General features: G+C 36.8%; 20 protein-coding genes. 13 read left to right on the top strand and 7 right to left on the bottom strand.

Features of this window, described 5'->3' with window-relative positions:
- Positions 1 to 159 precede the first annotated feature (159 nt).
- The 7 genes from folP (at position 160) to ilvA (ending at position 8,557) form a co-directional block, all read left to right on the top strand.
- Positions 160 to 1,026, top strand: a complete 867-nt coding sequence (gene folP, locus EG359_RS21135; RefSeq protein WP_076353742.1) for a dihydropteroate synthase — start codon at positions 160 to 162, stop codon at positions 1,024 to 1,026.
- Between the two features lie 367 nt (positions 1,027 to 1,393).
- Positions 1,394 to 2,266 carry a branched-chain-amino-acid transaminase gene (gene ilvE, locus EG359_RS21140; RefSeq protein WP_076353744.1) on the top strand — a complete coding sequence of 291 codons (873 nt, stop codon included), beginning with the start codon at positions 1,394 to 1,396 and terminating at the stop codon, positions 2,264 to 2,266.
- 213 nt (positions 2,267 to 2,479) lie between these two features.
- Complete coding sequence (gene ilvD, locus EG359_RS21145; RefSeq protein ID WP_076353746.1) at positions 2,480 to 4,156, top strand: dihydroxy-acid dehydratase; 1,677 nt, start codon at positions 2,480 to 2,482, stop codon at positions 4,154 to 4,156.
- An 11-nt stretch (positions 4,157 to 4,167) separates the two neighbouring features.
- A complete protein-coding gene (gene ilvB / locus EG359_RS21150; protein WP_076353748.1) occupies positions 4,168 to 5,892 on the top strand; it encodes a biosynthetic-type acetolactate synthase large subunit in 1,725 nt (574 codons plus the stop codon).
- Between the two features lie 15 nt (positions 5,893 to 5,907).
- Positions 5,908 to 6,189: an ACT domain-containing protein gene (locus EG359_RS21155; RefSeq protein WP_076353750.1), complete on the top strand. Its 282-nt coding sequence runs from the start codon at positions 5,908 to 5,910 to the stop codon at positions 6,187 to 6,189.
- Positions 6,190 to 6,231: 42 nt separating this feature from the next.
- Positions 6,232 to 7,278 (top strand): ketol-acid reductoisomerase, encoded by a 1,047-nt coding sequence (ilvC, locus tag EG359_RS21160; RefSeq protein ID WP_076353752.1) that lies wholly within the window; start codon positions 6,232 to 6,234, stop codon positions 7,276 to 7,278.
- 16 nt (positions 7,279 to 7,294) lie between these two features.
- On the top strand, positions 7,295 to 8,557 hold the full coding sequence (gene ilvA, locus EG359_RS21165; RefSeq protein ID WP_076353754.1) for a threonine ammonia-lyase IlvA: 1,263 nt from the start codon (positions 7,295 to 7,297) through the stop codon (positions 8,555 to 8,557).
- 63 nt (positions 8,558 to 8,620) lie between these two features.
- Here ilvA and EG359_RS21170 read toward each other — a convergent pair whose 3' ends face one another.
- The 4 genes from EG359_RS21170 to alaS form a co-directional block, all read right to left on the bottom strand.
- Positions 8,621 to 10,090 carry a M20/M25/M40 family metallo-hydrolase gene (locus EG359_RS21170; RefSeq protein WP_076353756.1) on the bottom strand — a complete coding sequence of 490 codons (1,470 nt, stop codon included), beginning with the start codon at positions 10,088 to 10,090 and terminating at the stop codon, positions 8,621 to 8,623.
- A 6-nt stretch (positions 10,091 to 10,096) separates the two neighbouring features.
- Positions 10,097 to 10,333 (bottom strand): hypothetical protein, encoded by a 237-nt coding sequence (locus tag EG359_RS21175; RefSeq protein WP_076353758.1) that lies wholly within the window; start codon positions 10,331 to 10,333, stop codon positions 10,097 to 10,099.
- A 59-nt stretch (positions 10,334 to 10,392) separates the two neighbouring features.
- Entirely contained in the window at positions 10,393 to 12,786 is a 2,394-nt protein-coding gene (locus EG359_RS21180) for a DUF5686 family protein (protein ID WP_076353760.1), read from the bottom strand.
- Positions 12,787 to 13,004: 218 nt separating this feature from the next.
- The gene (gene alaS / locus EG359_RS21185) at positions 13,005 to 15,608 is read right to left on the bottom strand and encodes an alanine--tRNA ligase (RefSeq protein ID WP_076354365.1); all 2,604 of its coding nucleotides are present in this window, start codon (positions 15,606 to 15,608) and stop codon (positions 13,005 to 13,007) included.
- Between the two features lie 340 nt (positions 15,609 to 15,948).
- Between alaS and EG359_RS21190 the strand changes: the two genes are divergently transcribed.
- The 4 genes from EG359_RS21190 to msrB all read left to right on the top strand — a co-directional run bounded on the left by EG359_RS21190 (position 15,949) and on the right by msrB (position 18,422).
- Positions 15,949 to 16,497: an RNA polymerase sigma factor gene (locus EG359_RS21190; protein ID WP_076353762.1), complete on the top strand. Its 549-nt coding sequence runs from the start codon at positions 15,949 to 15,951 to the stop codon at positions 16,495 to 16,497.
- A 6-nt stretch (positions 16,498 to 16,503) separates the two neighbouring features.
- Entirely contained in the window at positions 16,504 to 16,773 is a 270-nt protein-coding gene (locus EG359_RS21195; RefSeq protein WP_076353764.1) for a hypothetical protein, read from the top strand.
- Between the two features lie 81 nt (positions 16,774 to 16,854).
- Positions 16,855 to 17,304, top strand: coding sequence for a DUF417 family protein (locus tag EG359_RS21200; RefSeq protein ID WP_076354367.1), 450 nt, complete (start codon positions 16,855 to 16,857; stop codon positions 17,302 to 17,304).
- 17 nt (positions 17,305 to 17,321) lie between these two features.
- The gene (gene msrB / locus EG359_RS21205; protein WP_084180423.1) at positions 17,322 to 18,422 is read left to right on the top strand and encodes a peptide-methionine (R)-S-oxide reductase MsrB; all 1,101 of its coding nucleotides are present in this window, start codon (positions 17,322 to 17,324) and stop codon (positions 18,420 to 18,422) included.
- 42 nt (positions 18,423 to 18,464) lie between these two features.
- Here the strand turns inward: msrB and EG359_RS21210 are convergent, their stop codons facing one another.
- From EG359_RS21210 to EG359_RS21220, 3 genes are all read right to left on the bottom strand, one after another.
- On the bottom strand, positions 18,465 to 19,100 hold the full coding sequence (locus EG359_RS21210) for a hypothetical protein (protein ID WP_076353768.1): 636 nt from the start codon (positions 19,098 to 19,100) through the stop codon (positions 18,465 to 18,467).
- Positions 19,101 to 19,200: 100 nt separating this feature from the next.
- On the bottom strand, positions 19,201 to 20,046 hold the full coding sequence (locus EG359_RS21215; protein WP_076353770.1) for an ABC transporter permease: 846 nt from the start codon (positions 20,044 to 20,046) through the stop codon (positions 19,201 to 19,203).
- Positions 20,047 to 20,048: 2 nt separating this feature from the next.
- Positions 20,049 to 20,951 carry an ABC transporter ATP-binding protein gene (locus EG359_RS21220; protein WP_076353772.1) on the bottom strand — a complete coding sequence of 301 codons (903 nt, stop codon included), beginning with the start codon at positions 20,949 to 20,951 and terminating at the stop codon, positions 20,049 to 20,051.
- Between the two features lie 116 nt (positions 20,952 to 21,067).
- Here EG359_RS21220 and EG359_RS21225 point away from each other — a divergent pair, with 116 nt between their 5' ends.
- On the top strand, positions 21,068 to 22,417 hold the full coding sequence (locus tag EG359_RS21225; RefSeq protein ID WP_076353774.1) for an ATP-binding protein: 1,350 nt from the start codon (positions 21,068 to 21,070) through the stop codon (positions 22,415 to 22,417).
- Between the two features lie 94 nt (positions 22,418 to 22,511).
- Positions 22,512 to 23,618, top strand: a complete 1,107-nt coding sequence (locus EG359_RS21230; protein ID WP_076353776.1) for an NAD(P)/FAD-dependent oxidoreductase — start codon at positions 22,512 to 22,514, stop codon at positions 23,616 to 23,618.
- The last annotated feature ends 8 nt before the right edge of the window (positions 23,619 to 23,626 follow it).

The raw sequence follows: 23,626 nt of genomic DNA on the forward strand, positions 1-23,626 counted from the left end.
TTGAATCATGTTAGAATGCGTCAGGATTTTAGAGTAAGAGAGAGTATTAGAGTAGGAGAATGGTGTTTTTTTTATTTAATTTCTCAACTCTTGCCCTTTAATTCAAAGTACAAATCCTTAATTTTGCATTATATAAATCATTCATTACTTATAAACTTCATGCTCCCAAATTCTCAAATTCCCGAACCCTCAAACCCTCAGAAATACTCCATCAACTGCAATGGCAGGCTGGTACAACTTGATACCCCAAAGATTATGGGAATCCTCAATCTTACCCCAGATTCTTTCTCCGATGGTGGGAAATTTAACAATGAAAAACTGGCATTAAAACATGCTGAAAAGTTATTAAAAGAAGGAGCAGAAATTCTTGATATCGGACCACAATCTACCCGTCCCAATGCAGAATTTTTGAGTAGTGAAGAGGAAATTGGCAGGATGGGAAACATCATTTCTCAAATTAAAAAAGAATTCCCTGAAGCACTGGTTTCTTTAGACACTTTTTATGCTGAAACCGTAAAATTCGGATTTAATGAAGGGATTGATATTATCAACGATATTTCAGGAGGACAATATGATAAAAAAATATTTGATACAGCAGCAGAAACAAGGCTTCCCTACATTTTGATGCACGTTAACCCGTCCTACGAAACCATGCATGATAAAATTAAGTTTGAAGATATAACCCTGGAAGTAAACCGATATTTTTCAGAAAAAACCAATGAGCTTTTACAGAAAGGAGTACATGATATTATCCTTGATCCCGGTTTTGGCTTCGGAAAAACAGTAGAAGATCAGATGAAGATGATTCACGAAGTAAACTTTCTTGGTTTTGGGAAGTTTCCTTTGTTGATAGGGATTTCCAGAAAATCATTTATCTATAAACCTCTTGGGAAATCTCCTCTTGAGATCAATGAGGAAACACAAAAACTTCACATGAAAGTTTTAGAGCAGGGAGCAAAGATTCTTAGGGTTCATGATGTGGCTGAGGCAAAGGAAACTCTCGATCAGTTTTTACAGAAAAAATAAAAAGTGTTAAAAAAACTTGCGAGTAATTAAAAAGTTTATACATTTGCAATATGAATTTTACGAATCAGAAAAATATTATTGTCATTTCTATTGCAGCTGTTGTCATTTACAACAGTCAGGAAGCGGCATTTTAGCATATATTTTTCTTTAAATTATACAAGCCGTTTCATTGTTGAAGCGGCTTTTTTTTATTTTAATTTTTTTATAGTCAAGAATATGTATCAGTTATTCGCAGTAATTATTATCGTCATTATTATTCCCTTGCGCCTGTGAGATGGAAGATGTATGACTGTACATATATTTTAGCCCTCTCACAACGTGAGAGGGCTTTTTTTATTCCCTTTTGTTAATTTTTAACCCCTATAACATGTATTACAACAACGACACGGTCATCTATTTTGATGGAAGCTTTATGAAAGCAAAAGAGGCCGGTATGGATCTTTACGGACAATCTCTTCACTACGGATATTCTGTTTTTGAAGGAATCAAATCTTACAGTACTGCCCACGGAACAAGGGTCTTTAAGGCAAAAGAACATTACGAAAGATTGAGAAGATCAGCAGAACTGATGCATATTCCCTTCGATTATTCAGCAGAACAACTTACAGAACTCACCTACGAACTTCTAGAACTGAATGGCTTCACAGACGCCTATATCCGTCCATTGGTTACCTGTTCCCCCAATATGTCTCTTTCAAAAGGGAAAGAATCTTACCTCTCCTTGCTGGCTTGGGAATGGAGCAATGGTTATCTGGCAGATAAAATGAAGATTATGACCTCAGGTTTTCAACGCCCCAATCCTAAAGCATTTAAAGTAGAAGCCAAGGTGGGTGGGCATTATGTGAACTCTATTCTTGCCTGTCAGGATGCCAAGGACAAAGGATATGATGAAGCCTTGGTATTGGACGAAAATGGAAATGTTGCAGAAAGCTCAGGTGCCAATGTTTTTTATGAAAAAGATGGAACCCTGTTTACACCGGCAAAAGGAAGTATTCTACCTGGGATAACGAGAGAGACTGTTTTTGAAATATGCAGAGATCTTAATATCCCTGTTAAGGAAACTTTTTTTAAACCTGAGGAAATGAGAGGTGCTGATGCTGCTTTTTTCTGTGGTACCGCTGCTGAAATAGTTGCGTTGGATTCCCTTGATGATATTCCTTTTGCAAAAAATTGGGAAGATACCGCAAGTCAAAAGGTACAACAGGCTTATTTGAAATTAGTGAGAGTTCTGTCGTTGTAAAAACAATGAATTTAATTGTTTGATTATTAGCTTGTTGTATTCGTTTTCTAAACAATTGAATATTGTAGTTTTCAGAAAAGTTGAAGATTAAAAAATATTACAAGGTGTAGTTTTGGACCAAAATTAAGTAAAAACCTCATTAGTGAATTTCGAAAAAAATGAAATTTTTGACATCACACCAAGAGATGAGAAGAACAGGAAAAGAAGGATAATATGTTAAATAAATATTCAAAAACATTCACACAAAATAGCGAACAGCCCGCTGCAAAGGCAATGCTTTACGGAATAGGCTTTACAGAAGAAGATATGCATAAGGCTCAGATCGGGATTGCCAGTATGGGATATGACGGAAATACCTGCAATATGCATCTAAACGATCTGGCCCGAATTGTAAAGAAAGGGACATGGGACACAGGATTGGCAGGGCTAATCTTTAACACCATTGGTGTAAGTGATGGTATGAGTAATGGTACCGATGGTATGCGTTATTCTCTGGTAAGCCGGGATGTTATTGCAGACAGTATCGAGGCGATTTGTGGAGCACAGTATTATGACGGGCTTATTGCTCTGCCGGGTTGCGACAAGAATATGCCGGGAACCATTATCGCAATGGGAAGATTGAACAGGCCATCCCTTATGGTATATGGCGGAACTATTGCACCGGGATGCTACAAAGGAGAAGCTTTGAATATCGTTTCGGCCTTTGAGGCGTTAGGTAAAAAAATTGCCGGTGAAATTTCTGAAGAAGATTTTGATGGAGTTATTAAAAATTCATGTCCCGGAGCAGGAGCATGTGGCGGAATGTATACAGCCAATACCATGGCTTCAGCAATAGAAGCATTGGGAATGAGTCTTCCGTACTCATCTTCCAATCCGGCTTTAAGCAAAGAAAAACAAAATGAATGTCTGGAAGCAGGAAAATATCTCAAAATATTATTGGAAAAAGATATCAAACCGTCAGACATTATGACCCGAAAAGCCTTTGAAAATGCACTTCGCCTGATTGTTATTTTAGGAGGAAGTACCAATGCGGTTCTGCATTTTATAGCAATGGCGAAAAGCGTTGGAGTATCTGTTACACAGGATGATTTTCAAAAAATGAGTGATTGTACTCCTGTACTGGCAGACCTTAAGCCCAGTGGTAAATACCTGATGCAGGATCTACATGAACATGGAGGAACGCCGGCTGTCATGAAATATTTGTTGGAAGAAGGATTACTGCATGGCGACTGTTTAACGGTTACAGGAAAAACATTAGCCGAAAATCTGGAAAATATACCGACGCTGGATTTTAATACACAAAAGATTATAAAACCACTATCAAATCCAATAAAGCCTACAGGTCACCTAAGAATACTGTATGGAAACCTTGCAGAAAAAGGAAGTGTTGCCAAGATAACAGGAAAAGAAGGAGAAAGGTTTGTAGGAAACGCCCGTGTTTTTGATGGAGAGAAGAACCTGATAAGAGGGATTGAAGATGGAACAGTACAACATGGAGATGTCATTGTTATTCGCTATGAAGGACCTAGAGGAGCACCAGGCATGCCGGAAATGCTGAAACCTACCAGTGCTTTGATTGGAGTGGGGCTGGGAAGCAGTGTTGCCTTAATTACAGATGGCAGATTCAGTGGAGGGACTCATGGTTTTGTAGTGGGGCATATTACGCCCGAAGCCCATGAAGGCGGTCTGATAGCCTTTGTAAAAGATGATGATCTCATTGAAATAGATGCGGTAAATAATACAATACAACTCAAGGTTTCAGATGAAGAAATTGAAAAAAGGAAACAAGGCTGGCAAAAACCAGCTCTAAAGGTAAAGAAAGGTTTACTCTATAAATATGCATTAACAGTATCATCTGCCGCCGAGGGCTGTGTAACGGATGAAATTTAAAATAAAACATCATGAACAACCTAAATCTATCAATAGAAACAGAACTGAGCGGAAGCCGGATTATACTTGAAGCATTCCTTAAGGAAGGTATAAAGACTGTTTTTGGATATCCCGGAGGCGCCATTATTCCAATCTATGATGCGCTTTATGACTATAAAGAACAGTTAGAGCATATTCTTGTCCGCCACGAACAGGCCGCAGTACATGCCGCACAAGGATTGGCACGAGTATCAGGAAAAGTAGGAGTGGTAATGGCAACAAGCGGTCCCGGAGCTACTAATCTAGTGACAGGGCTGGCTGATGCCTTACTGGATAATACTCCTCTTGTATGCATTACAGGACAGGTCTTTGAACATCTTTTGGGAACAGATGCTTTTCAGGAAATAGATGTAATGAATGTAACTAGTCCTGTTACCAAATGGAATTATCAGGTTACAGATGCCAACGAACTGCCTGAAGTGCTCGCAAAGGCTTTCTATATCGCAAGATCAGGTCGTCCGGGACCCGTACTCATTGATGTTACAAAAAATGCCCAGTTACAGAAAGTTCCATATAAAGGATATTCACCCTGTCATTCATTGAGAAGCTATAAACCGGATCCGGTTCCATCCATGGAGTGTATTGAACAAGCAGCTGATTTGATTAACAATGCAGAAAGGCCATTCATTATTGCTGGTCAGGGGATTATGCTAGGGGAGGCCGAGGAAGAGTTCTTGCAGTTTGCAGAAAAATCAGGAATTCCGATTGCATGGACTGTTTTGGGGATGGGAGCTGTTCCTACGGATCATCCTCAGGCTGTGGGAATGGTAGGAATGCATGGGAATTATGGGCCTAATATTCTTACCAACCAATGTGATGTACTTATTGCTGTGGGGATGCGCTTTGATGACCGTGTTACAGGAAGACTGGATCAATATGCAAAACAGGCAAAGATTATCCATCTGGATATTGATAAGGCGGAGATCAACAAAAATGTAAAAGTAGATGTGCCTGTTCTTGGAAATTGTAAGGAGACTCTGCCACTTATTACAACGTTCATCAATAAAAGAGAACATTCAGATTGGCATCAAAAATTTAAAGATTGTCTGGAAGTTGAAAGTATTAACCTTATCAATGATGAATTATTTCCTACAGAAGAAGAAATTACAATGGGGGAAGTCATCAGATACCTCAACGAAATTACAATGGGGGAAGCGGTTATTGTAACCGATGTGGGACAACATCAGATGGTAACCTGTAGATATTCAAGCTTTAAAAACTCCAGAACGAATATTACAAGTGGAGGATTGGGTACCATGGGATTCTGTCTTCCTGCAGCAATAGGAGCAGCTTATGGAGAACATAATCTCCCTGTAATTGCTGTAATGGGTGATGGAGGAGCACAGATGAACATTCAGGAGTTGGGAACTGTGATGCAATATCATCCGGATATTAAAATCTTAATTCTTAATAACAGCTATCTGGGAATGGTGAGGCAATGGCAGGAGCTTTTTCATGAGGAAAGATATTCATTCGTAGATATCCAAAGCCCTGATTTTGTACAGGTGGCAAAAGGATATAGCATTTCCGGAAGAAAAGTCACTCAAAGACAAGATTTGAAAGATGCTCTCCACGAAATGCTTGATCATAAAGGAGCGTTTCTTCTTGAGGTAATGACAGGAAAAAAACACAATGTATTTCCCATGATTCCACAAGGGAAAAGCGTTTCAGAGATTGTATTGAATCATAAACAATAACATAAACATAAAAAAATGAAAACAGAAAATAAAGAATATACCATAACAGCCTATACAGAGGATTGTTTGGGATTGATTACCAGGATCAATGCTATTTTTTCAAGAAGAAGGATTTCAATTATGAATTTCAATATGGGACCTTCCGAAATAGAAAAGATAAAAAAGTTTGTGATCACCATTAAAGAAACGGAAGAATCTGTTCAGAAGATTACCAGACAAATGGAGAAACAAGTAGATATACTGGAAGTTCATTATCACAAAAATCCACATCTGACCGTAGTAGAATACGCAAGCTAGGCAGAAAGTAAAAATCATATATAACAAATAAAATTAAAAGAAATGGCAAAATTGAATTTTGGAGGAGTAGAAGAAAACGTAGTAACAAGAGAAGAGTTTCCATTGAAAAAGGCTCAGGAAGTATTAAAAGATGAAGTGGTAGCTGTAATTGGGTACGGTGTACAGGGACCTGGACAGGCACTTAATCAAAAAGACAACGGAATTAATGTCATCGTAGGGCAGAGGAGAAATTCAAAATCATGGGATAAGGCTGTTGCAGATGGGTTTGTTCCGGGTGAAACGCTTTTCGAAATAGAGGAAGCTCTGCAAAAGGGAACCATCATCTGCTATCTTCTGAGTGATGCCGCACAAATAGAATACTGGCCAAAAGTAAAGCAACATCTTACTGCCGGAAAAGCACTATATTTTTCCCATGGATTCGGGATTACCTTTAATGAACGGACAGGAATTGTTCCGCCAGCAGATGTAGATGTTTTTCTTGTAGCTCCAAAGGGATCAGGAACTTCATTAAGAAGAATGTTTCTTCAGGATAGAGGACTGAACAGTAGTTTTGCTGTGTATCAGGATGCCACAGGAAAAGCCAGAGAAAGAGTTACTGCCCTTGGAATTGCCATAGGAAGCGGCTATTTATTTGAAACCAATTTTAAAAAAGAAGTTTACAGTGATCTTGCAGGAGAAAGAGGAACCTTGATGGGTGCGGTACAGGGAATATTTGCTGCCCAATATGATGTATTAAGGAAAAACGGACACAGTCCTTCTGAAGCATTTAACGAAACTGTAGAAGAACTTACCCAATCATTAATGCCTTTGGTTGCAGAAAACGGAATGGATTGGATGTATGCCAACTGTAGTACAACAGCTCAAAGAGGAGCCTTGGATTGGTGGAAACGCTTTAGAGATGCTACTTCTCCATTATTTGAAGAACTGTATGACAGCGTAGCTCAGGGAAATGAAGCCCAAAGATCCATAGACAGCAACAGTAAGCCGGATTACAGAGAAAAACTGGAGGTAGAGTTAACTGAATTAAGAGAAAGCGAGATGTGGAGAGCCGGAAAAACGGTACGTAGTCTGAGACCTGAGAATAATTAAACAAAAAAAAAAGAAAATGAGGACGGGAGAAACCTATCTATCCATCTTGGATAATGTTTATAGCGCTGCAGAAAGACTCAAAAATGTATGTGTAAGAACCCCTTTGGCTTTTAATAATAATCTGTCAACGGTTTATAATGCGAAAATAAGCTTTAAAAGAGAAGATCTTCAAAGAGTAAGATCCTATAAAATTCGGGGAGCCTATAATAAAATGGCGACGATGTCTCAGGAAGAGCTTTCTAGAGGTGTTGTTTGCGCCAGTGCAGGAAATCATGCCCAGGGAGTTGCCTTTGCCTGCAATTCTATGAAGGTGAAAGGTACTATTTTTATGCCTTTGCCAACCCCGGGACAAAAACTGGAGCAGGTGAAAATGTTTGGTGGGAATGATATTGAAGTCATTTTATTCGGGGATACCTTTGACGAAGCTAAAGATGCTGCGATGAGGTTTTGTAACGAAAAAGACGGAATATTTATTCATCCGTTTGATGATCCCGCGATTATTGAAGGGCAGGCTACCACCGCGTTGGAAATTCTTGAACAAGCAGAAGAACCTATTGATTATCTTTTTGTACCAATAGGCGGCGGTGGGTTAGCTGCAGGCATATGCTCTGTCTTTCATGAGCTATCTCCCCATACAAAAATTATTGGAGTAGAACCATCGGCAGCGGCAAGTATGAAAAAGGCCCTGGAAAATGGAAAGCCTGTACTTCTTGAAAAAATCAGCCGATTTGTGGATGGTGCAGCAGTACAGCAGGTAGGAAATCTCACTTTTGAGCTTTGTAAAGATGTTTTGCATGATATGGCAACCGTAGAGGAGGGCCTGGTATGCGAAACCATACTTTCACTGTATAACAAAGATGCCATTGTTGTGGAACCTGCAGGAGCACTTTCCGTTGCAGCATTGGAAAAATATAAAGATCAGATCGAAGGGAAAAATGTAGTATGTATTATCAGTGGAAGCAATAATGATATCACCCGAATGGAGGAAATCAAGGAAAAAGCCTTGCTGTATGCCAACTTAAAGCACTATTTTTTGGTGAGGTTTCCTCAACGTCCCGGAGCTTTGAAAACCTTTGTAATGGATGTCTTGGGACAAAATGATGATATTACTTTTTTTGAATACACTCAAAAAAACTCAAAGGAAAAAGGGATAGCAGTGGTGGGAATTGCCATAAAGCAAAAAGAAGATTTTACACCATTGATTGATAACATGAAAAAACATGATTTCTTTGTCAACTATCTGAACAATGATCCGTCCTTAATGAATTTACTTATATAATCAGGCATTTACTAAAAACACTATGATGAAAAAAGCTTCACAATTTGTGAAGCTTTTTGTTATTTATCTTTCAAGGGTGAAATTTGAAATAATTTTCGGACGTTCAGCTTCATTAGCTACTTTCCAGGAAGTTCTGTACATCCATTCAGTCATTTTATACAACTTTTTGTAATTGATGTTTTCAGATTCATCTTGTGGGGTGTGGTACTGATCATGCAGTACGCTGGTGAAAAATATGGCAGGAATACCAATTTTAGCATAAGGAAGATGGTCACTACGGAAATAAAAGAATTCTGCATGACTAGGAGAGTCCCAGTCTTTCAGATACTTGAATTTAGTACTTTCATTATTGGCTTCCTCTGCCATTTTTACCAATTCCTCAGAGTTTTTATGTGGAGCATTTCCACCCAATAAAGCGGCTTCATCATTACTGTTTCTGCCGATCATATCTCCATTAAGGACTGCTACAATTTTCTCTTTTGGAACAACAGGATGTGCTGCGTGCCATCTTGATCCAAGCAAACCTCTTTCTTCAGCACCATGGAAAACAAACAGCATGCTTCTTTTTCCGGGTTGCTTTTTATAGGCTCTTGCCATTGCTAACATTGCTACGCAGGTACTGGCATTATCATCGGCCCCGTTGTAGATGGTATCATTCTTTACAGGATGTCTGATTCCGTCGTGGTCCTGATGTCCGCTAAGCAGAACATATTCATCTTTAAGGGCAGGATCTGTTCCTTCAATTTTTCCGATGATATTTACAGATGGATATTTATAGGTTTCCGTAATCAGGTTAAGAGAAGCTTTCGGATTGTTCTTTACCCAGCCCGCATTTTCTCTTTTGATCCAAAGAACAGGGATATTATTCGTTATTTTTTCTCTTAATCCTTCTACGCCATAGCTTCCTCTTGTCATTTGGGGAAGAACTTCCGGCCAGCTTTGTTCAGACAGGTCATCAGTGATAAAGATGATTGCTTTTGCCCCAAGTTCAGAGGCTTTATTGTAGTACTTGGTTCTTACAAATCCAGGATATCTTCTTACAAAAAGAGTCATTTCCTTGTCTATATTTTTATCAGAAGCATTTACTGCCAATACTTTTCCTTTGATATTCAATTTAGAAAGATCCTCAGGTTCTGCATTTCCTGCGTATACAACTTCAGCATCCAAAGACGCATTTACAGGCTCTGCCACAAGATAATCTTTCCATAGCTTTAAGTTATTATCTCCAATTTTCAGGCTGCTTTGAGGAATTACCTGATGTCTGTACATATCAAAGAACTGGAAGAAGGTACCGTGATCACCGGCAGGCTTCATTCCTGCTTCCTTGGCTTTGTCCGCAAGCCACATGGAAACCTTTAATTCATCAAGGGTTCCTGCCTCACGTCCCCAGAATTGATCTGCTGCCAATTCATACATGTCCTTTTTAAGATCAGACTCCTTGATAGCGGAAACCAGGGGCTTCTTATAGCTTTGAGCATTCCCGATACTGAATACAAGAATACTCAATAGGGAAAAAATATAATTTCTATTCATCTGATTTTAATTTAAATGATTTAGTTTATCAGCAAATTGCTTTGAAAACTCCTTTCTGTCTTCTTCCAATTTCTCTGGGTTAGAAGGTAAAACATAATTGAAGAGAATTTTATCTTCATTATCCAAAAATATAATTTCTTTTTCTTCTCCGTTTATCATCTGTGAAAATATTTCCCACATGGAAGTATCTTTTAACTTTAATAATTCAAAAAATGCTTCCGCTTTTATTTCTATTCTCTGCATGGTAACTTATATATGATGTATAATGTATTGTATAATGGGTGTTATTGAAGATTTGGAGTTTAAAATTCCAGGAACTTTAATTTAAACTGAATGGCAAAATTTTCCTTAAAATGTGGGGTTGCATAATAACCCACTCTGTAGAATAATCCAAGATTGAAATAGCTCGAAAGGAAGTTATTCCATTCCAAACCAACCTCCTGATACAGGTGGTCCAGCTTCTTAAATTTAAACTGATGATACTCCGGATGCTTCATATCTCCAATAGTTCCTCGCAGAACAAAATCAAAGCTTGACACATTGTGTCCAAAACTTTTGAAGTAAAAAGGCAGCTTATGGGTAAAGTAGTAGGCAACGAACTTATCATTATAAAACTTTCCACCCTCCAGTGTTGCAAATCCGAGGAATGAAGTAAGGTTAAAATTGAAATCCTTACCCGGAGAGGCAAGCCCGTTCATGGTAAAGTTCTTCCAGATTGGAGCTTCACCCAAAACTACACCTCCATACAATCTGAAACCTGTGGTTCCGATCGGGGTTTTGAAATTATGTACGAAAAGAGCATCAAAACGAGAGTAATTAAAGCTTCCACCCGCCATTTTATAGCTTTGCTCATAGTTAAAATAAAGCTCCGGATACTTCTGATCAATCAGGGATTTCCCTTGTGGAGTCATAATATTGGTAGAATTCGGGGAATACTTTAACGTGAACAAGGTGTTGAAGTTCTTAAACGAAGATCCACTATCTCTAAACTGGTAATCAAACTCAGCCTCTTCAATATTTCTTCTTACGGCAAGAGCAAGGGTAAGTCCGTTGGTAACATCATTCAGATAAGACAAAGATGCGCCCTTGAAGTGGAAATATTTATCATTGTTAAGGTTATTTCCAAAGTTCATCATCCTCATTTTAAAATTCCAAAGACGTCTGTAAAACTCCCCTGAAGCTGTTACATCATCATAAAATTCAAACCTGAAGAACGAATTTTTTCTTAATGTAGTTTTTACATCTATCCCCATTCCATATTTCCACCTTCTGTCCTTTACACCATAGGCAAAATAGTAATCAGGAGAAAAATAAGGGTTAAAGTTTTCATTAATCTTAGCTTTTAATCCAAGTCTGAAACCCTCATACGAGTTATAGTTGGCAATTTCATCCACTGCAAAGTCTACTGCTTTTACTCTTATTTGACCGTTAAGCAGCCCGGAAATAATTTGTGCCTTACTATCAATTTTATATTTTTTGCCAAGGCTGTCAATTGTTTTATAGGTATTTTGTTCTCTTTCGGTAAGCGGATCTGTTCTGTATTGGTCCAGAGAATGTCCGTCGATACTTTTTACAGAGAATGTATAGCCCTTGAAGTCTTGGGCTTTTTCTTCAATGGGAGATTCAAAATCAAAATATTTGGAAGTGAGGAAAGCGTAGGTACCAAAGCTTTTCTTATCCTTTTTAACATGCTCTTTGTCATCCATCGCCATTTTACCCATTTTAAGCTTGGTTTTTTCATGGGCAAGGAACCATTTGTTATTATAAAATACCCAGGTACTGGTGATAATTCCGTCGTTCTTATTTTTACTGAAATTTTCAATTTTTTTAATTCCGTAGGTCTCGGTATCTATATAAATAGAACCGTTGTACTTCCGTTTTCTGTCCGGATTTTTGTAGTTAACTTCACGGAAACGGATCACAAAGTTTTTTCTTCCGTCAAGTTCAATGGTATCTGAAAGAAAGAATCTGTAAAGACCCCTGTTTTCCGGTTTTAACTGTTCAGGAACAATATCCCTGTTACTTTGCTGAAGAGCAATCATCTCATAAACCGGCTGCTTTAAGCCGGAAATTCTGTTGTCCAGAATATTGATCTTTTCCCCATACTTTTTGGAATATAAAAACTCCTGCGCCCTTTCCCAGAGAAAGAGTTTACTTTTTGCAAAGATTTTCCTTGCATTGATATTATTCAGAGAGTCTTTTTCTCTCTTTTTCTTGAAAATGTTGAGGTCATTGAAATACTGATTAAACTGTGAAAGGCTGTCCTCATCAATATCCAGGGATATTTTTTCGTAGGATTTATAAGCATAGGAGCCTAAGCTTTTAGGAGAGTTTTCGTTAAACAGCTTGTTGACTTTTTTAAGGATTTCCAGTGCTCTTGGGTCACTTTTATCTTCAATTACAACTGCTTCAATGGCTGTAGTCTTTGATGATTTTTTAGTAAGGGAAACCTCCATGCTGCTTTCCACAGATGTTGTTTCCTTTTTATAAGATTCTGCTTCTACTTCTATATTCCTGCATGTTGATTTAAACTCTAAAATCCCCTGTGCATTGGTATAACCAAGGATTTTATCATCACAGAAAACCTTAGCATTAGAGACAGGTTTTTGGTTGGCATCATCCACAACTTTTATTTTCAGTTGCGAATAACCCCAAAAATAGATCAGGAAAAATAATAATTGTAAACCCCTTTTCATGTAAAAAAACTATGTCAAAATTAATGATATTTATTCTTGTATAAAAGTTTTTTAACAGAGTATAACATTGATTTAATCTAATGAGTAAATGGATGTTTCCTACAGAATGAAGATTAAGCTTGGAGTGTAGATAGTCTTTCTGAAGTTCTTTACAATTTCCAATAAAAAAACTCCTGAACAAATTAAATTCAGGAGTTTTCTATATTTTGAAATATTTTTTAAATATTCAAGGCTTTTTGATAAGCATTTTCCAATCCGGAAAGGTTTTTCCCCCCTGCAGTTGCAAAGCCAGGGTTTCCACCGCCACCGCCTTGGATTTCTTTTGCCAGATCTTTTACAATAGCTCCAGCCTGATAATCTGCTGCCAGGTCATCAGAAACTCCTACGGTAATCATTGGTTTTCCATCTGCGTCAGAAAGGATGATCGTTACCGAAGTTGGGATCTCTCTCTTCAACTGGAATACAATATCCTTAACAGAACCTGCATCCAAAGAAGTCTTCTTCACCAGCAATTGCTTGTTGCCTTTCTGCTCATACGCAGTCTTCCAATCACCGATTTCTCCTTTTGCTTTTTCCTTTTTAAGGGCATCTACCTCAGCTTTCAATGAAGTATTTTCCTCAATCAGTTTTTCGATGGATCTTACTACATCTTTAGATTTCAGCAATTGTGAAAGTTCAATGATTTGCTTTTCAAGATTATTGAAGTATTCTTCAGATTTATCACCTGAAATAGCTTCAATTCTTCTGATTCCTGCTGCTGCAGAACCTTCAGACGTAATTTTGAAATGACCAATTTCGCTGGTGTTTTTTACGTGAGTTCCTCCGCAAAGTTCTCTTGAACTTCCGAACTGAATCATTCTCACACTGTCACCATATTTTTCTCCAAATAAAGCCATTGCACCTTTTTCCAGAGCCTCCTGAATAGGAATATTTCTGAACTCCTGTAAAGCAATGCTTTCCTTGATCTTATGATTTACTTTTTCTTCAATTAAAGCCAATTCTTCCTCAGTCATTTTATTGAAGTGAGAGAAGTCAAAACGAAGATAATCAGGACCTACGTAAGAACCTTTCTGTTCAACGTGTGTTCCTAAAACATCTCTTAATGCCTCATGTAAAAGGTGAGTTACAGAGTGGTTGGCCTGAGAATTCTTTCTGTCGGTAGCATTTACTTTAGCATAGAAAACTGCTCCTGCATCCTTTGGAAGACCATTAATCAATGAAACGATTAATCCGTTTTCCTTTTTGGTTTCCAGTACTTCAAAGCTTTCTGAAGCATTTTCTAAAAGACCCTTGTCTCCAACCTGTCCACCTCCTTCTGGGTAGAAAGGAGAGCTGCTCAGTACTACCTGATAAAATTCTCCGTCTTTGTTTTCTACCTTTCTGTATCTTGTAATATACGTTTCAGATTCAATCTGGTCATATCCTACGAATGATTCCGGTTTCTCTTCCAAAACTACCCAATCATAAACCTTTTGAGCAGAATCTGACTTGGAACGTTGCTTTTGCTTTTCCATTTCAGCCTTGAATCCTTCCTCATCAATGGTTAATCCTTTTTCCTCAGCAATAATTCTTGTTAAGTCATCCGGGAAACCATAAGTGTCATATAGTTCAAAAACTTCTTCACTTGGTAATACCTTTAGATTGTCAGCAATGGTCTGTTGAATTAATTTTTCAACTCTGATCAATCCGTTTTCAATAGTTTTTAAGAAAGATTCCTCTTCACTTTTGATTACTTCAGAAACCAGTTTTCCTTGCTTCTCAAGCTCAGGGAAGAAAGATCCCATTTGCTCCTGTAGAACAGCAACCAATTTATAAAGGAAAGGCTCTTTCATTCCAAGGAATCTGTAAGAATAAGAAATACCTCTTCTTAAAATTCTTCTGATTACATAACCTGCCCCTCCGTTAGAAGGAAGCTGTCCGTCTGCAATAGCAAAAGAAACCGCTCTGATGTGGTCTACCACAACGCGGATGGCAATATCTTTTTCGTCTTCTAAAATTCCGGTATATTTCTTACCTGAAAGTTCCTCAACCTTAGAAATAAGCGGAGTGAAAACATCTGTATCATAGTTGGAAGATTTCCCTTGAAGTGCCATACAAAGACGCTCAAAGCCCATTCCTGTGTCTACATGCTGAGCAGGAAGCTTTTCCAGAGACTTATCAGCCTTTCTGTTGAATTCCATGAAAACCAAGTTCCATACCTCAACAACCTGAGGGTGATCGTTATTCACTAATTCAAGTCCTGATACTTTAGCCTTTTCTTCAGGTGTTCTTAAGTCAATATGGATTTCTGAACATGGTCCGCATGGTCCACTTTCACCCATTTCCCAGAAATTATCCTTTTTATTTCCGTTGATGATTCTGTCCTCAGAAATGTGAGATTTCCAGAAGTCATACGCGTCCTGATCTCTGTCAAGATTTTCAGAAGCATCTCCTTCAAAAATCGTTACATATAAATTTTCTTTTGGAATTCCGTATACTTCAGTCAGTAATTCCCAGGCAAAAGCAATAGCCTCTTTTTTGAAGTAATCCCCGAAAGACCAGTTCCCTAACATTTCGAACATGGTGTGGTGGTAAGTATCTCTACCTACATCATCCAAATCATTGTGCTTTCCTGAAACTCTCAGACACTTCTGTGTATCGGCAATTCTTGGGGCCGTAGGCGTTTTGTAGCCTAGGAAAAAATCCTTGAATTGTGTCATTCCGGAGTTGGAAAACATAAGGGTAGGGTCGTCTTTCAGCACAATAGGAGCCGAAGGAACGATAAGGTGCTCCTTACTTTTAAAATAGTCTAAAAATTTTTGACGTATCTCTTGTGATGTCATAGTATTGCTTTTGCTTTTTTTTAATATCAAATTTTGATAAGATGCAAATTTAAGATTTTTAGGTGATTTAATATCCAATATTATATATTTTCAAGGATGTTTTATCAAATGTCAGACATAATATTAGCCATAACTTCCATTTGTCCTTTTTAAAATGTGGTAGAATCAAGAATAAATTTATTATTTGAGATAATTCGTACTCAATAATGACAATTAAGATAGGCAGTCTAAAATTTTATCGAAGATAAAGTACTTGCTTTATCTCATAGTAATAATTGTTCCTTTCCATTTAACTTATTATCTTCGCTATGATCTGAATAAGATAAAAACCGTTCCAATAATGAAAAATGAAATCGTGAAAAGCTGGATCGATCAATATTCCGGACCTCTTTTGAAAAAGGCCCTGTACCTGCTTTCTAATAAGGAGGATGCTCAGGATGTAGTTCAGGATGTCTTTATCGCTGCATTTTCAAGTTATGATTCATTTGAGGGAAAAAGCCAGCCTTTAACATGGCTGATGGCTATTCTTAATAGAAAAATTGCCGATTTCTACCGGAATAAATATAAATCCGAACCTACTATAAAGCTAGATCACTTCTTTGATGAAACTGGATCTTGGAAGAATAATGATGTTTTGAATGACTGGAATGTTTCAACAGAATCTGAGCTTCTGGATAATAAGGAGTTCAATAAAACACTTGAAGAGTGTATTGAAGAATTGCCTGCCAGATGGAAGATTTTATTAAAAATGTATTATTTGGAAGAAAAAAAAGCACCCGAAGTGAGTCAGGAATTGAATGTTTCTACGACTAACCTTTGGAAGATCCTTCAACGAAGCCGGATGCAGCTCAGAGAATGTCTGGAGTTTAACTGGTTTTCAAAATCATAAGAGATCATGATAAGAAGAATACTACATAGATTATTTTTACCATGCAGTGAAGCTACTTTACTGATGGAAAAAAGGAATGCCCAATCCATTTCTACCAGAGAAAACAGGATGCTTAATATGCATATTATGATCTGCAAGTGGTGCAGGATGTACAACAAGAAACTTGCACTTCTAGATAAAGTTTTTAAAAAGACCTTTTCTGAAAAAGAAACCGAAATAAATGAGTCTGAAATTCAGGGTTTTAAAAATAAAATGATTGATAAATTAAATTTTTAGGAAAATTTTTGTCAGGATTTTGAAATAGCCCCGACTATACTTTTGAAAACAATAAAAGTATTAATTCAAAATCTTAAAAAAATGGTCGGAACAACAAATACAACGGGTAAAAATCAATCAACGTACAAACTGGGATATTATATTTCCCTCTTCGGAGCTGCTCTTATTTTGCTCTGGATTGGTATTTTCAAATTTACTCCCACTGAAGCTGCAGCTATAAAACCTTTGGTTGAAAACCATTTCCTAACTTTTTTCGTATATAAGATTATGAGCGTTCAGGCTGTGTCTAATCTTATCGGAGCGATAGAAATTATCATTGCCTTACTACTCCTATTTAGTGCGAAATTTGCTGTACTGAAAAAGTATGCAGGGATAGGAATGATTGTAACTTTTCTAGTGACTTTAAGCTATTTATTTACAACACCAGGAATGTGGAAAGTAGTGGATGGAGTACCTGTGACGGATTTCTTTATTTTAAAAGACCTTATGCTTTTAGGATTTGGATTAATGATTGTTCAAAATAATAAATAATGAATAAAAAGCTAAATATGAAAAATATATTAATAGTACTTGGAATTATTCTGGGTATAGCAGTTTTTGCTGCAGAATCCGGGCTTTTTAAAAAAAATAAGCCCAATGAAGTAGAGATAAAGAAAGAAAAACAAGAAATTATGGATAATAAAAACATCAAAGAGATTTATTTTGCCGGTGGATGCTTCTGGGGAACAGAGCATTTCTTTCAACAGATTCGTGGAGTGGTAGGAACAGAAGTTGGTTATGCAAACGGAAATACTCAAAACCCTACCTACGAGGAAGTGGTAAGCCATACAACAGGTTTTGCAGAAACTGTAAAAGTGAAGTATGATCCGGAGCAGGTAGATCTGAAACTTTTGATTGATCTGTATTTTAAAACTATCGATCCTACGAGCAAAGACCAACAGGGAAATGATCGCGGAAACCAATATAGAACGGGAATTTATTTTACAGATAAAACTACTGAAGCAGTTGTAAAAGATGAAGTTCAGAAATTGGCTAAAAACTATAATAAACCTTTAATGGTAGAAACTATTCCGTTGAAAAATTTCTATAAGGCAGAAGACTATCATCAGGATTATTTGGATAAAAACCCAGGAGGTTACTGTCATATTGAACCGGGCCTTTTTGAAATGGCGAAAAAAGCAAACCCGCTTCCAAAGGCCACAAGCTATCAGAAGCAGGATAAAAAAGTTTTAAAGGAAAAGTTAAGTGCAGAACAATATAATGTAACTCAGGAAAACGGAACAGAAAGACCTTTCCAAAATGAATATTGGAACGAAACAAGAGAGGGTATTTATGTGGATATTACCACAGGTGAACCTTTATTTATATCAACAGATAAATTTGAATCAGGTTGTGGATGGCCAAGCTTTTCAAAACCTATTACAAAAAGTATGATTGATGAAAAACTGGATCGTACGCACGGAATGACCAGAGTAGAGGTAAGAAGTAAAATTGGAGATGCCCACTTAGGACATGTTTTTACAGATGGACCGGCAGATAAAGGCGGACTTCGTTACTGTATCAATAGTGCTTCCCTGAAGTTTATTCCAAAAGCTGAGATGGATAAAAAAGGATACGGAAAATATCTTTCGTTGTTAGATAAAAAGTAATTTGAAAGTAAGGCTGCCAAATGGCAGCCTTTTATTTTTGAGTTAATAATGCAATTGAAACCTTTCCTTGATACTGAGCATAGAAATATTTAAAAACAGGAGAAAGCCAAAAATCATATAAAAAGATTGCTGAGGTAAATGTTTTAGCTGATTTTCCAGTTTTTGATAGCCTTTTAAATAATGTTCACTCGGATAATAATCATGAGTAGTTCCGCACCAATTTACAAAATCATCAGGACTTCCAATAGATGTTTTATCTTGATGGATTACAAAAAGGTGTCCTGTCTTATTCAGATCAAGATGATACTCAGGATGGTTGGCCAGTTCTATATCATTTAATAGCGAAACAAGATCATTATAGGTGTTTTTATCATTTAACATGAATTCAATACCGGTATTTTTCTCATTTCTTTTTTGAAGATTTTTGAGCTCTGATACATAGCGTTTTGAATTTTCTTTGGCAGTATTGGGTGTTATTTCTATTTTTTTATAATTCCAGCTTCTGTAGGGCTCAAAGTTGATGAAAGGAAGTTTACTATCGGTTTTTTCTTTTATCGGAATCCAGATGTCCAATACTGAAACATTGATTTCATTAAATTTTTGATTCCCATAATACCATAATAACAGAGGAAGCAATATAGCACTCATCAATCCCGGAATGTAGTATATTTTTTTCATGGATAAGTTTTGATGATACCGAATGAAAATTTTAAGCCAAAAAAAGTGATCCAAAACGAACCACTTTAAAAATAATCTTTCAATGTTTAATATTGAGATCTTACCAATCTCTTTTTTTCAAAATCCAGTATGATCCGAATATGAAAACAGAAGACCATACCAGACATGCGATAAGGCTTTCTGTAGGGTAGTGGAACTCATATTTTATGCCCATCATTTTGGCCATATTTAACCTCATCATAGGATTAGGAATAAGGTTAGACATACTTTCCAGTGGTAAAAGATGCGTTATAAAAAAGTCATTCTGAAGGATGTCATTCCTTTGTGGGCCTTGCATTCCTTTTACTTTTGAATATACTTCAAGAGCTGTTAAGATTCCCTCGCCAATCCAGAAAATAAAAAGAGCAAGAAATACAAAGATCGATTTTCTTAATAAAATGGAAAGAAACATTAGAAAACAGAAGAAGGTAAATAGCTTAACCAGGTAATTTCCAATAAAGAAAATCTCTGCAAAAACCTTTGTAGATTCTGTTGTATTGGAGTATTGATATCCAATAAATAAAGTGATTCCCAATACAATTGCCGTAGAAACAATTGTGAAGATGCTTATTGTCAGCAATTTTGAAATGATAAATTCTTGTCTGCTCAATCCATCAATCGTATTCTGCTTGAACATCCGGTTGCTGAACTCCTGTGAAATGGAAAAAACAATAATCAGTCCCAGAAAAATTTTCAATAAAGCAACAATCCATGTGGTAAAGTTCCAGATTTCCGGAAAATTATAAATTCCTTGTTCCTTTAAGTTAATCGTTCCTCCGAAAAGATCAAAGTCCACCAATCCAATAAAAAGTAAGGCTATAAGAATGGCGAAATATAATATCGTGAAAACCTTAAACGGTTTGTAGTTCAGGTTTTTGTAGTATTCCAGTTTTAATAATTTTATCATGACTAATTGGTGTTTTTTACAAGTTCAAGGAATTGAGATTCAAGAGATAATTTTTTCTTGGTCAAATGGGAAAGATAGATTCCTCTCTCAGCCAGTTTTTGATTCATCGCCGAAGCTGAAATTGAAGCATCATCACGGATCTGAGCCTTGATAATATCACCATCCTGATTGATGGATGAGAACCATTGAAGCTCGTTCAATGCATTTAAAAGCAAAGTATTATTATCTGCTTTCAGTTCAAAATACCCATTATTGGAAGTCATTTCGTCCACTCTTCCACAGTAAATGGAATTTCCTTCTTTCAATACAATTACATGGCTGCAGATTTTTTCAATTTCATCCAAAAGATGGCTGGCAATGATAATGGTGATCCCTTGTTTGGCAATATCACTGATGATTTCTCTGATCTGAATGATTCCTTCAGGATCTAATCCGTTTGTTGGTTCGTCTAATATCATTACTTCAGGGTTGTTCAGCATTGCTGAAGCAATGGCGAGACGTTGTTTCATTCCTAAAGAAAACGTTTTGAAGGTATCTTTTCTCCTTTCATACAAATTCACGGTCTTCAGAACTTCATCAATCCTTGAATAAGGGGCATTTTTAATTTCCGCTACAATTTTAAGGTTCGTTTCTGCACTTAAATAAGGGTAGAAGTTGGGCTGTTCGATAATAGCTCCGATCTTTTTTAAAGTTTCAGAATCTGTCCCTTTTTTACCAAACCAAAACCAGTCTCCGCTGGTAGGATTGATGGTTGAAAGCAGCATCCCGAAAGTCGTTGATTTCCCGCTTCCGTTAGGACCCAAAAGCCCATACACGTTTCCTTTTTCGACATCAAAAGAGATATTGTTGACTACAACTCTTTTAAATTTTTTTGTCAAATTTTTTACTGATAAAATCTTTTCCATGTAATTTGTTTTACATAGTAGTAGTCTATGTAAATTAGATAATGTTACAGAATTATCATAAATCAATGTCAATTTATTGGTAAATACATTAAATTTGATAGAACTAATAGGGAATTATGAAGTTAATAAAACTCGCAGAAGAACTCAGTGTTTCTGCAGAAGCCATAAAGCAGTTTATACAGGATTTCGATCTGGAATTGGTAGATTGCATCAGTACAAACTTTGAAGTAAAGGAAGATTTTGAAAAATTTGCCCGTGAAAATGTAGATTTTTTAAGATTATACGAACAGGATCTTGACAAGAATAAAACCTTGGAACAGATTGCAGAAGTCATTAATCAGCCTAAAGACAAAGTGGAAAAAGCCATTAAAGATAATAATCCTAATATCTTCGACAACGGTTTTTTCAAATCCTCTATTTCAAGTTATGGTATAGATAATAAAATGGGAGGGAACTATAAGTTCGTATATGATTATTTTGGCCATAAGACCAGTTTACAGCAAAGAGATTTTATAGGATACAAAGACCTGTTTTTCTACACATCTGCAGTACTGGAGCCATTTTTAAATCCCCAACAGATCAAGGACTGGGGAATCAATAAACCCGCAGGAATTATTTTATATGGACCTCCGGGAAGCGGAAAGATTTTTTGGGCCAATAAAATTGCTGAAATTATAGGATATCAGTTTAAAGAAGTTAAAAAGCACTATCTGGGAACCTCATTCATTGATGGAAATGAAATTAATTTTAGTGACTTTCTGCAAACCATGATGAAAGAAAATAAAATGCTGCTTTTCCTTGAGGATTTTGATGAAATTATGATGCAGAGAAAAGCAGAAAAAGATATTGCTTCCTGTAATCTTGAGGCTCAGGAGCTGATTCTTCATTACATTGGTAAGTTTGAAAAAGAAGGAGTACTAATGGTAGGTTCTGCCAACTCTGTTTCAGAAATTGATGAAGAAATTCTGGCACCTGGAAGATTTGATGTGATGATTCCTATATTTCCGCCTAATGCTTCGGAACGCTCAGAAATTATCTTATATGCTATGACCAGGGGGCTTGAAGAAGATTCCTTACTTTATAAGATTCTTAAAAATAATAAAGCAGATAAACTTCCTTTCTGGCATGACGTTTCTTCAAGAATGAAAGCTTTTAGCAATACCATGCTGATCGACTTTACCCAAAGCCTAAAGAAGCGTATTAAAAATCTCTACCAAAGAACGAGAAATGAAAAGCTTAAAATTGACAAAAATCTTTTGAATGGAGCCTTAAGAGATGCCACAGCAAAGCTTACTGAAGAATATCTGGATCAGGTAGCAAGATTTCTGGCTGATGCAATCATTAATAATTTTGAAGAATTTCATTTTAGAATTCAGGCATTGAAAAGTGAATTGGAGACTTATAAGATCGTTGAGCAGCCAAGGCGTGCCATTGGATTCCATCATAGCGGAGAAAAAGAAGAATAGTTTTTAGAGGTTGAGAATAAGAGAGTCCTATTTTTGGACTCTGATCTATTTTGTATTATCCAATACTTTATACATTGTAAAAAAAACATCACTCATGATCAGTATCTGGGAATTGGAAACCTTTTACCGTAAAAGAGATATCATTATTATTGGGGCCGGTTTTACCGGGCTTTGGACTGCCATATCCATCAAGGAGAAATATCCCGAAAAGTCTGTATTGATTATAGAACGGAATTCAATTCCATTAGGAGCTTCAACGAGGAATGCCGGATTTGCCTGCTTTGGAAGCCTTACAGAAGTCATTGCAGACTCCCAAAATATGGGTTGGGAAAAAACATTGGATCTTGTTAAAATGCGGTTTGATGGACTTCAAAAGATCAGACACTATTTTAAAAGTGATGAAATAGATTTTGAACTCAGTGGCGGTTATGAGATATTGAATACTGAAGAGCCTTTGTCATATCTGGAAGAGGTGAATGCTCAACTGAAATCCATAACTGGATTAGCGCAGACATATACCTTGAAACAGAACAAAATAAAAGACTTTGGATTAGGAAAATCCCAGTTTTTGATTGAAAATCCTTGTGAAGGAAGCCTGCACTCCGGGAAGTTATTACAAAAGCTTACAGAAAAGTGTCATGAACTGAAAATTGAGTTTTTATTGGGAGCAGAGGTGAAAAAGATTGAGGAAACCTCAGATGAAGTTAAAGTTTATCTATCGGAAGATCTCTCTGTGAAAGCTGATGCACTGGTGTATTGTACCAATGCCTTCAGCTCAAAATTTCTTGAGAATGAGAATATAATTCCTGCTCGCGGACAGATCTTATTGACTGAGCCTATAGAAAATTTACAATTGAAAGGAACTTTTCATTACGATGAGGGGTTTTATTACTTTAGAAATTTAGGAAATAGAATATTACTAGGTGGCGGGCGTAATCAGGATTTTAAAACTGAAGAAACTACTGCCTTTGAAACTACAGAATTTCTCCAACATCATTTAGAAAGTTTTTTGAAAGTAGTTGTTCTGCCGGGTCATGAATTCAAGATTGCTCTCCGTTGGTCCGGAATAATGGCTATGGGTACTGAAAAGACCCCCATTGTGAAACCGATTTCAGAAAAACAGTTTTGCGCGGTAAGACTTTCAGGCATGGGAGTAGCCTTAGCTCCGAAAATAGGTGAAATTATAACGCAAATAATTTGATATAAAAA

Source organism: Chryseobacterium joostei (assembly GCF_003815775.1).
In the GTDB taxonomy this organism is placed as follows: domain Bacteria; phylum Bacteroidota; class Bacteroidia; order Flavobacteriales; family Weeksellaceae; genus Chryseobacterium; species Chryseobacterium joostei.

What these genes read in the sequence shown, in the direction of transcription:
- ilvB (WP_076353748.1), top strand. Translation starts at nt 4,168, where the DNA reads ATGAACAACCTAAATCTATCAATAGAAACAGAACTGAGCGGAAGCCGG.
- EG359_RS21215 (WP_076353770.1), bottom strand. Translation starts at nt 20,046, where the DNA reads ATGATAAAATTATTAAAACTGGAATACTACAAAAACCTGAACTACAAA.
- EG359_RS21225 (WP_076353774.1), top strand. Translation starts at nt 21,068, where the DNA reads ATGAAGTTAATAAAACTCGCAGAAGAACTCAGTGTTTCTGCAGAAGCC.
- EG359_RS21195 (WP_076353764.1), top strand. Translation starts at nt 16,504, where the DNA reads ATGATAAGAAGAATACTACATAGATTATTTTTACCATGCAGTGAAGCT.
- EG359_RS21210 (WP_076353768.1), bottom strand. Translation starts at nt 19,100, where the DNA reads ATGAAAAAAATATACTACATTCCGGGATTGATGAGTGCTATATTGCTT.
- EG359_RS21220 (WP_076353772.1), bottom strand. Translation starts at nt 20,951, where the DNA reads ATGGAAAAGATTTTATCAGTAAAAAATTTGACAAAAAAATTTAAAAGA.
- EG359_RS21200 (WP_076354367.1), top strand. Translation starts at nt 16,855, where the DNA reads ATGGTCGGAACAACAAATACAACGGGTAAAAATCAATCAACGTACAAA.
- EG359_RS21230 (WP_076353776.1), top strand. Translation starts at nt 22,512, where the DNA reads ATGATCAGTATCTGGGAATTGGAAACCTTTTACCGTAAAAGAGATATC.
- EG359_RS21190 (WP_076353762.1), top strand. Translation starts at nt 15,949, where the DNA reads ATGAAAAATGAAATCGTGAAAAGCTGGATCGATCAATATTCCGGACCT.
- ilvD (WP_076353746.1), top strand. Translation starts at nt 2,480, where the DNA reads ATGTTAAATAAATATTCAAAAACATTCACACAAAATAGCGAACAGCCC.
- EG359_RS21175 (WP_076353758.1), bottom strand. Translation starts at nt 10,333, where the DNA reads ATGCAGAGAATAGAAATAAAAGCGGAAGCATTTTTTGAATTATTAAAG.
- EG359_RS21180 (WP_076353760.1), bottom strand. Translation starts at nt 12,786, where the DNA reads ATGAAAAGGGGTTTACAATTATTATTTTTCCTGATCTATTTTTGGGGT.
- ilvC (WP_076353752.1), top strand. Translation starts at nt 6,232, where the DNA reads ATGGCAAAATTGAATTTTGGAGGAGTAGAAGAAAACGTAGTAACAAGA.
- EG359_RS21170 (WP_076353756.1), bottom strand. Translation starts at nt 10,090, where the DNA reads ATGAATAGAAATTATATTTTTTCCCTATTGAGTATTCTTGTATTCAGT.
- msrB (WP_084180423.1), top strand. Translation starts at nt 17,322, where the DNA reads ATGAAAAATATATTAATAGTACTTGGAATTATTCTGGGTATAGCAGTT.
- ilvA (WP_076353754.1), top strand. Translation starts at nt 7,295, where the DNA reads ATGAGGACGGGAGAAACCTATCTATCCATCTTGGATAATGTTTATAGC.
- alaS (WP_076354365.1), bottom strand. Translation starts at nt 15,608, where the DNA reads ATGACATCACAAGAGATACGTCAAAAATTTTTAGACTATTTTAAAAGT.
- folP (WP_076353742.1), top strand. Translation starts at nt 160, where the DNA reads ATGCTCCCAAATTCTCAAATTCCCGAACCCTCAAACCCTCAGAAATAC.
- EG359_RS21155 (WP_076353750.1), top strand. Translation starts at nt 5,908, where the DNA reads ATGAAAACAGAAAATAAAGAATATACCATAACAGCCTATACAGAGGAT.
- ilvE (WP_076353744.1), top strand. Translation starts at nt 1,394, where the DNA reads ATGTATTACAACAACGACACGGTCATCTATTTTGATGGAAGCTTTATG.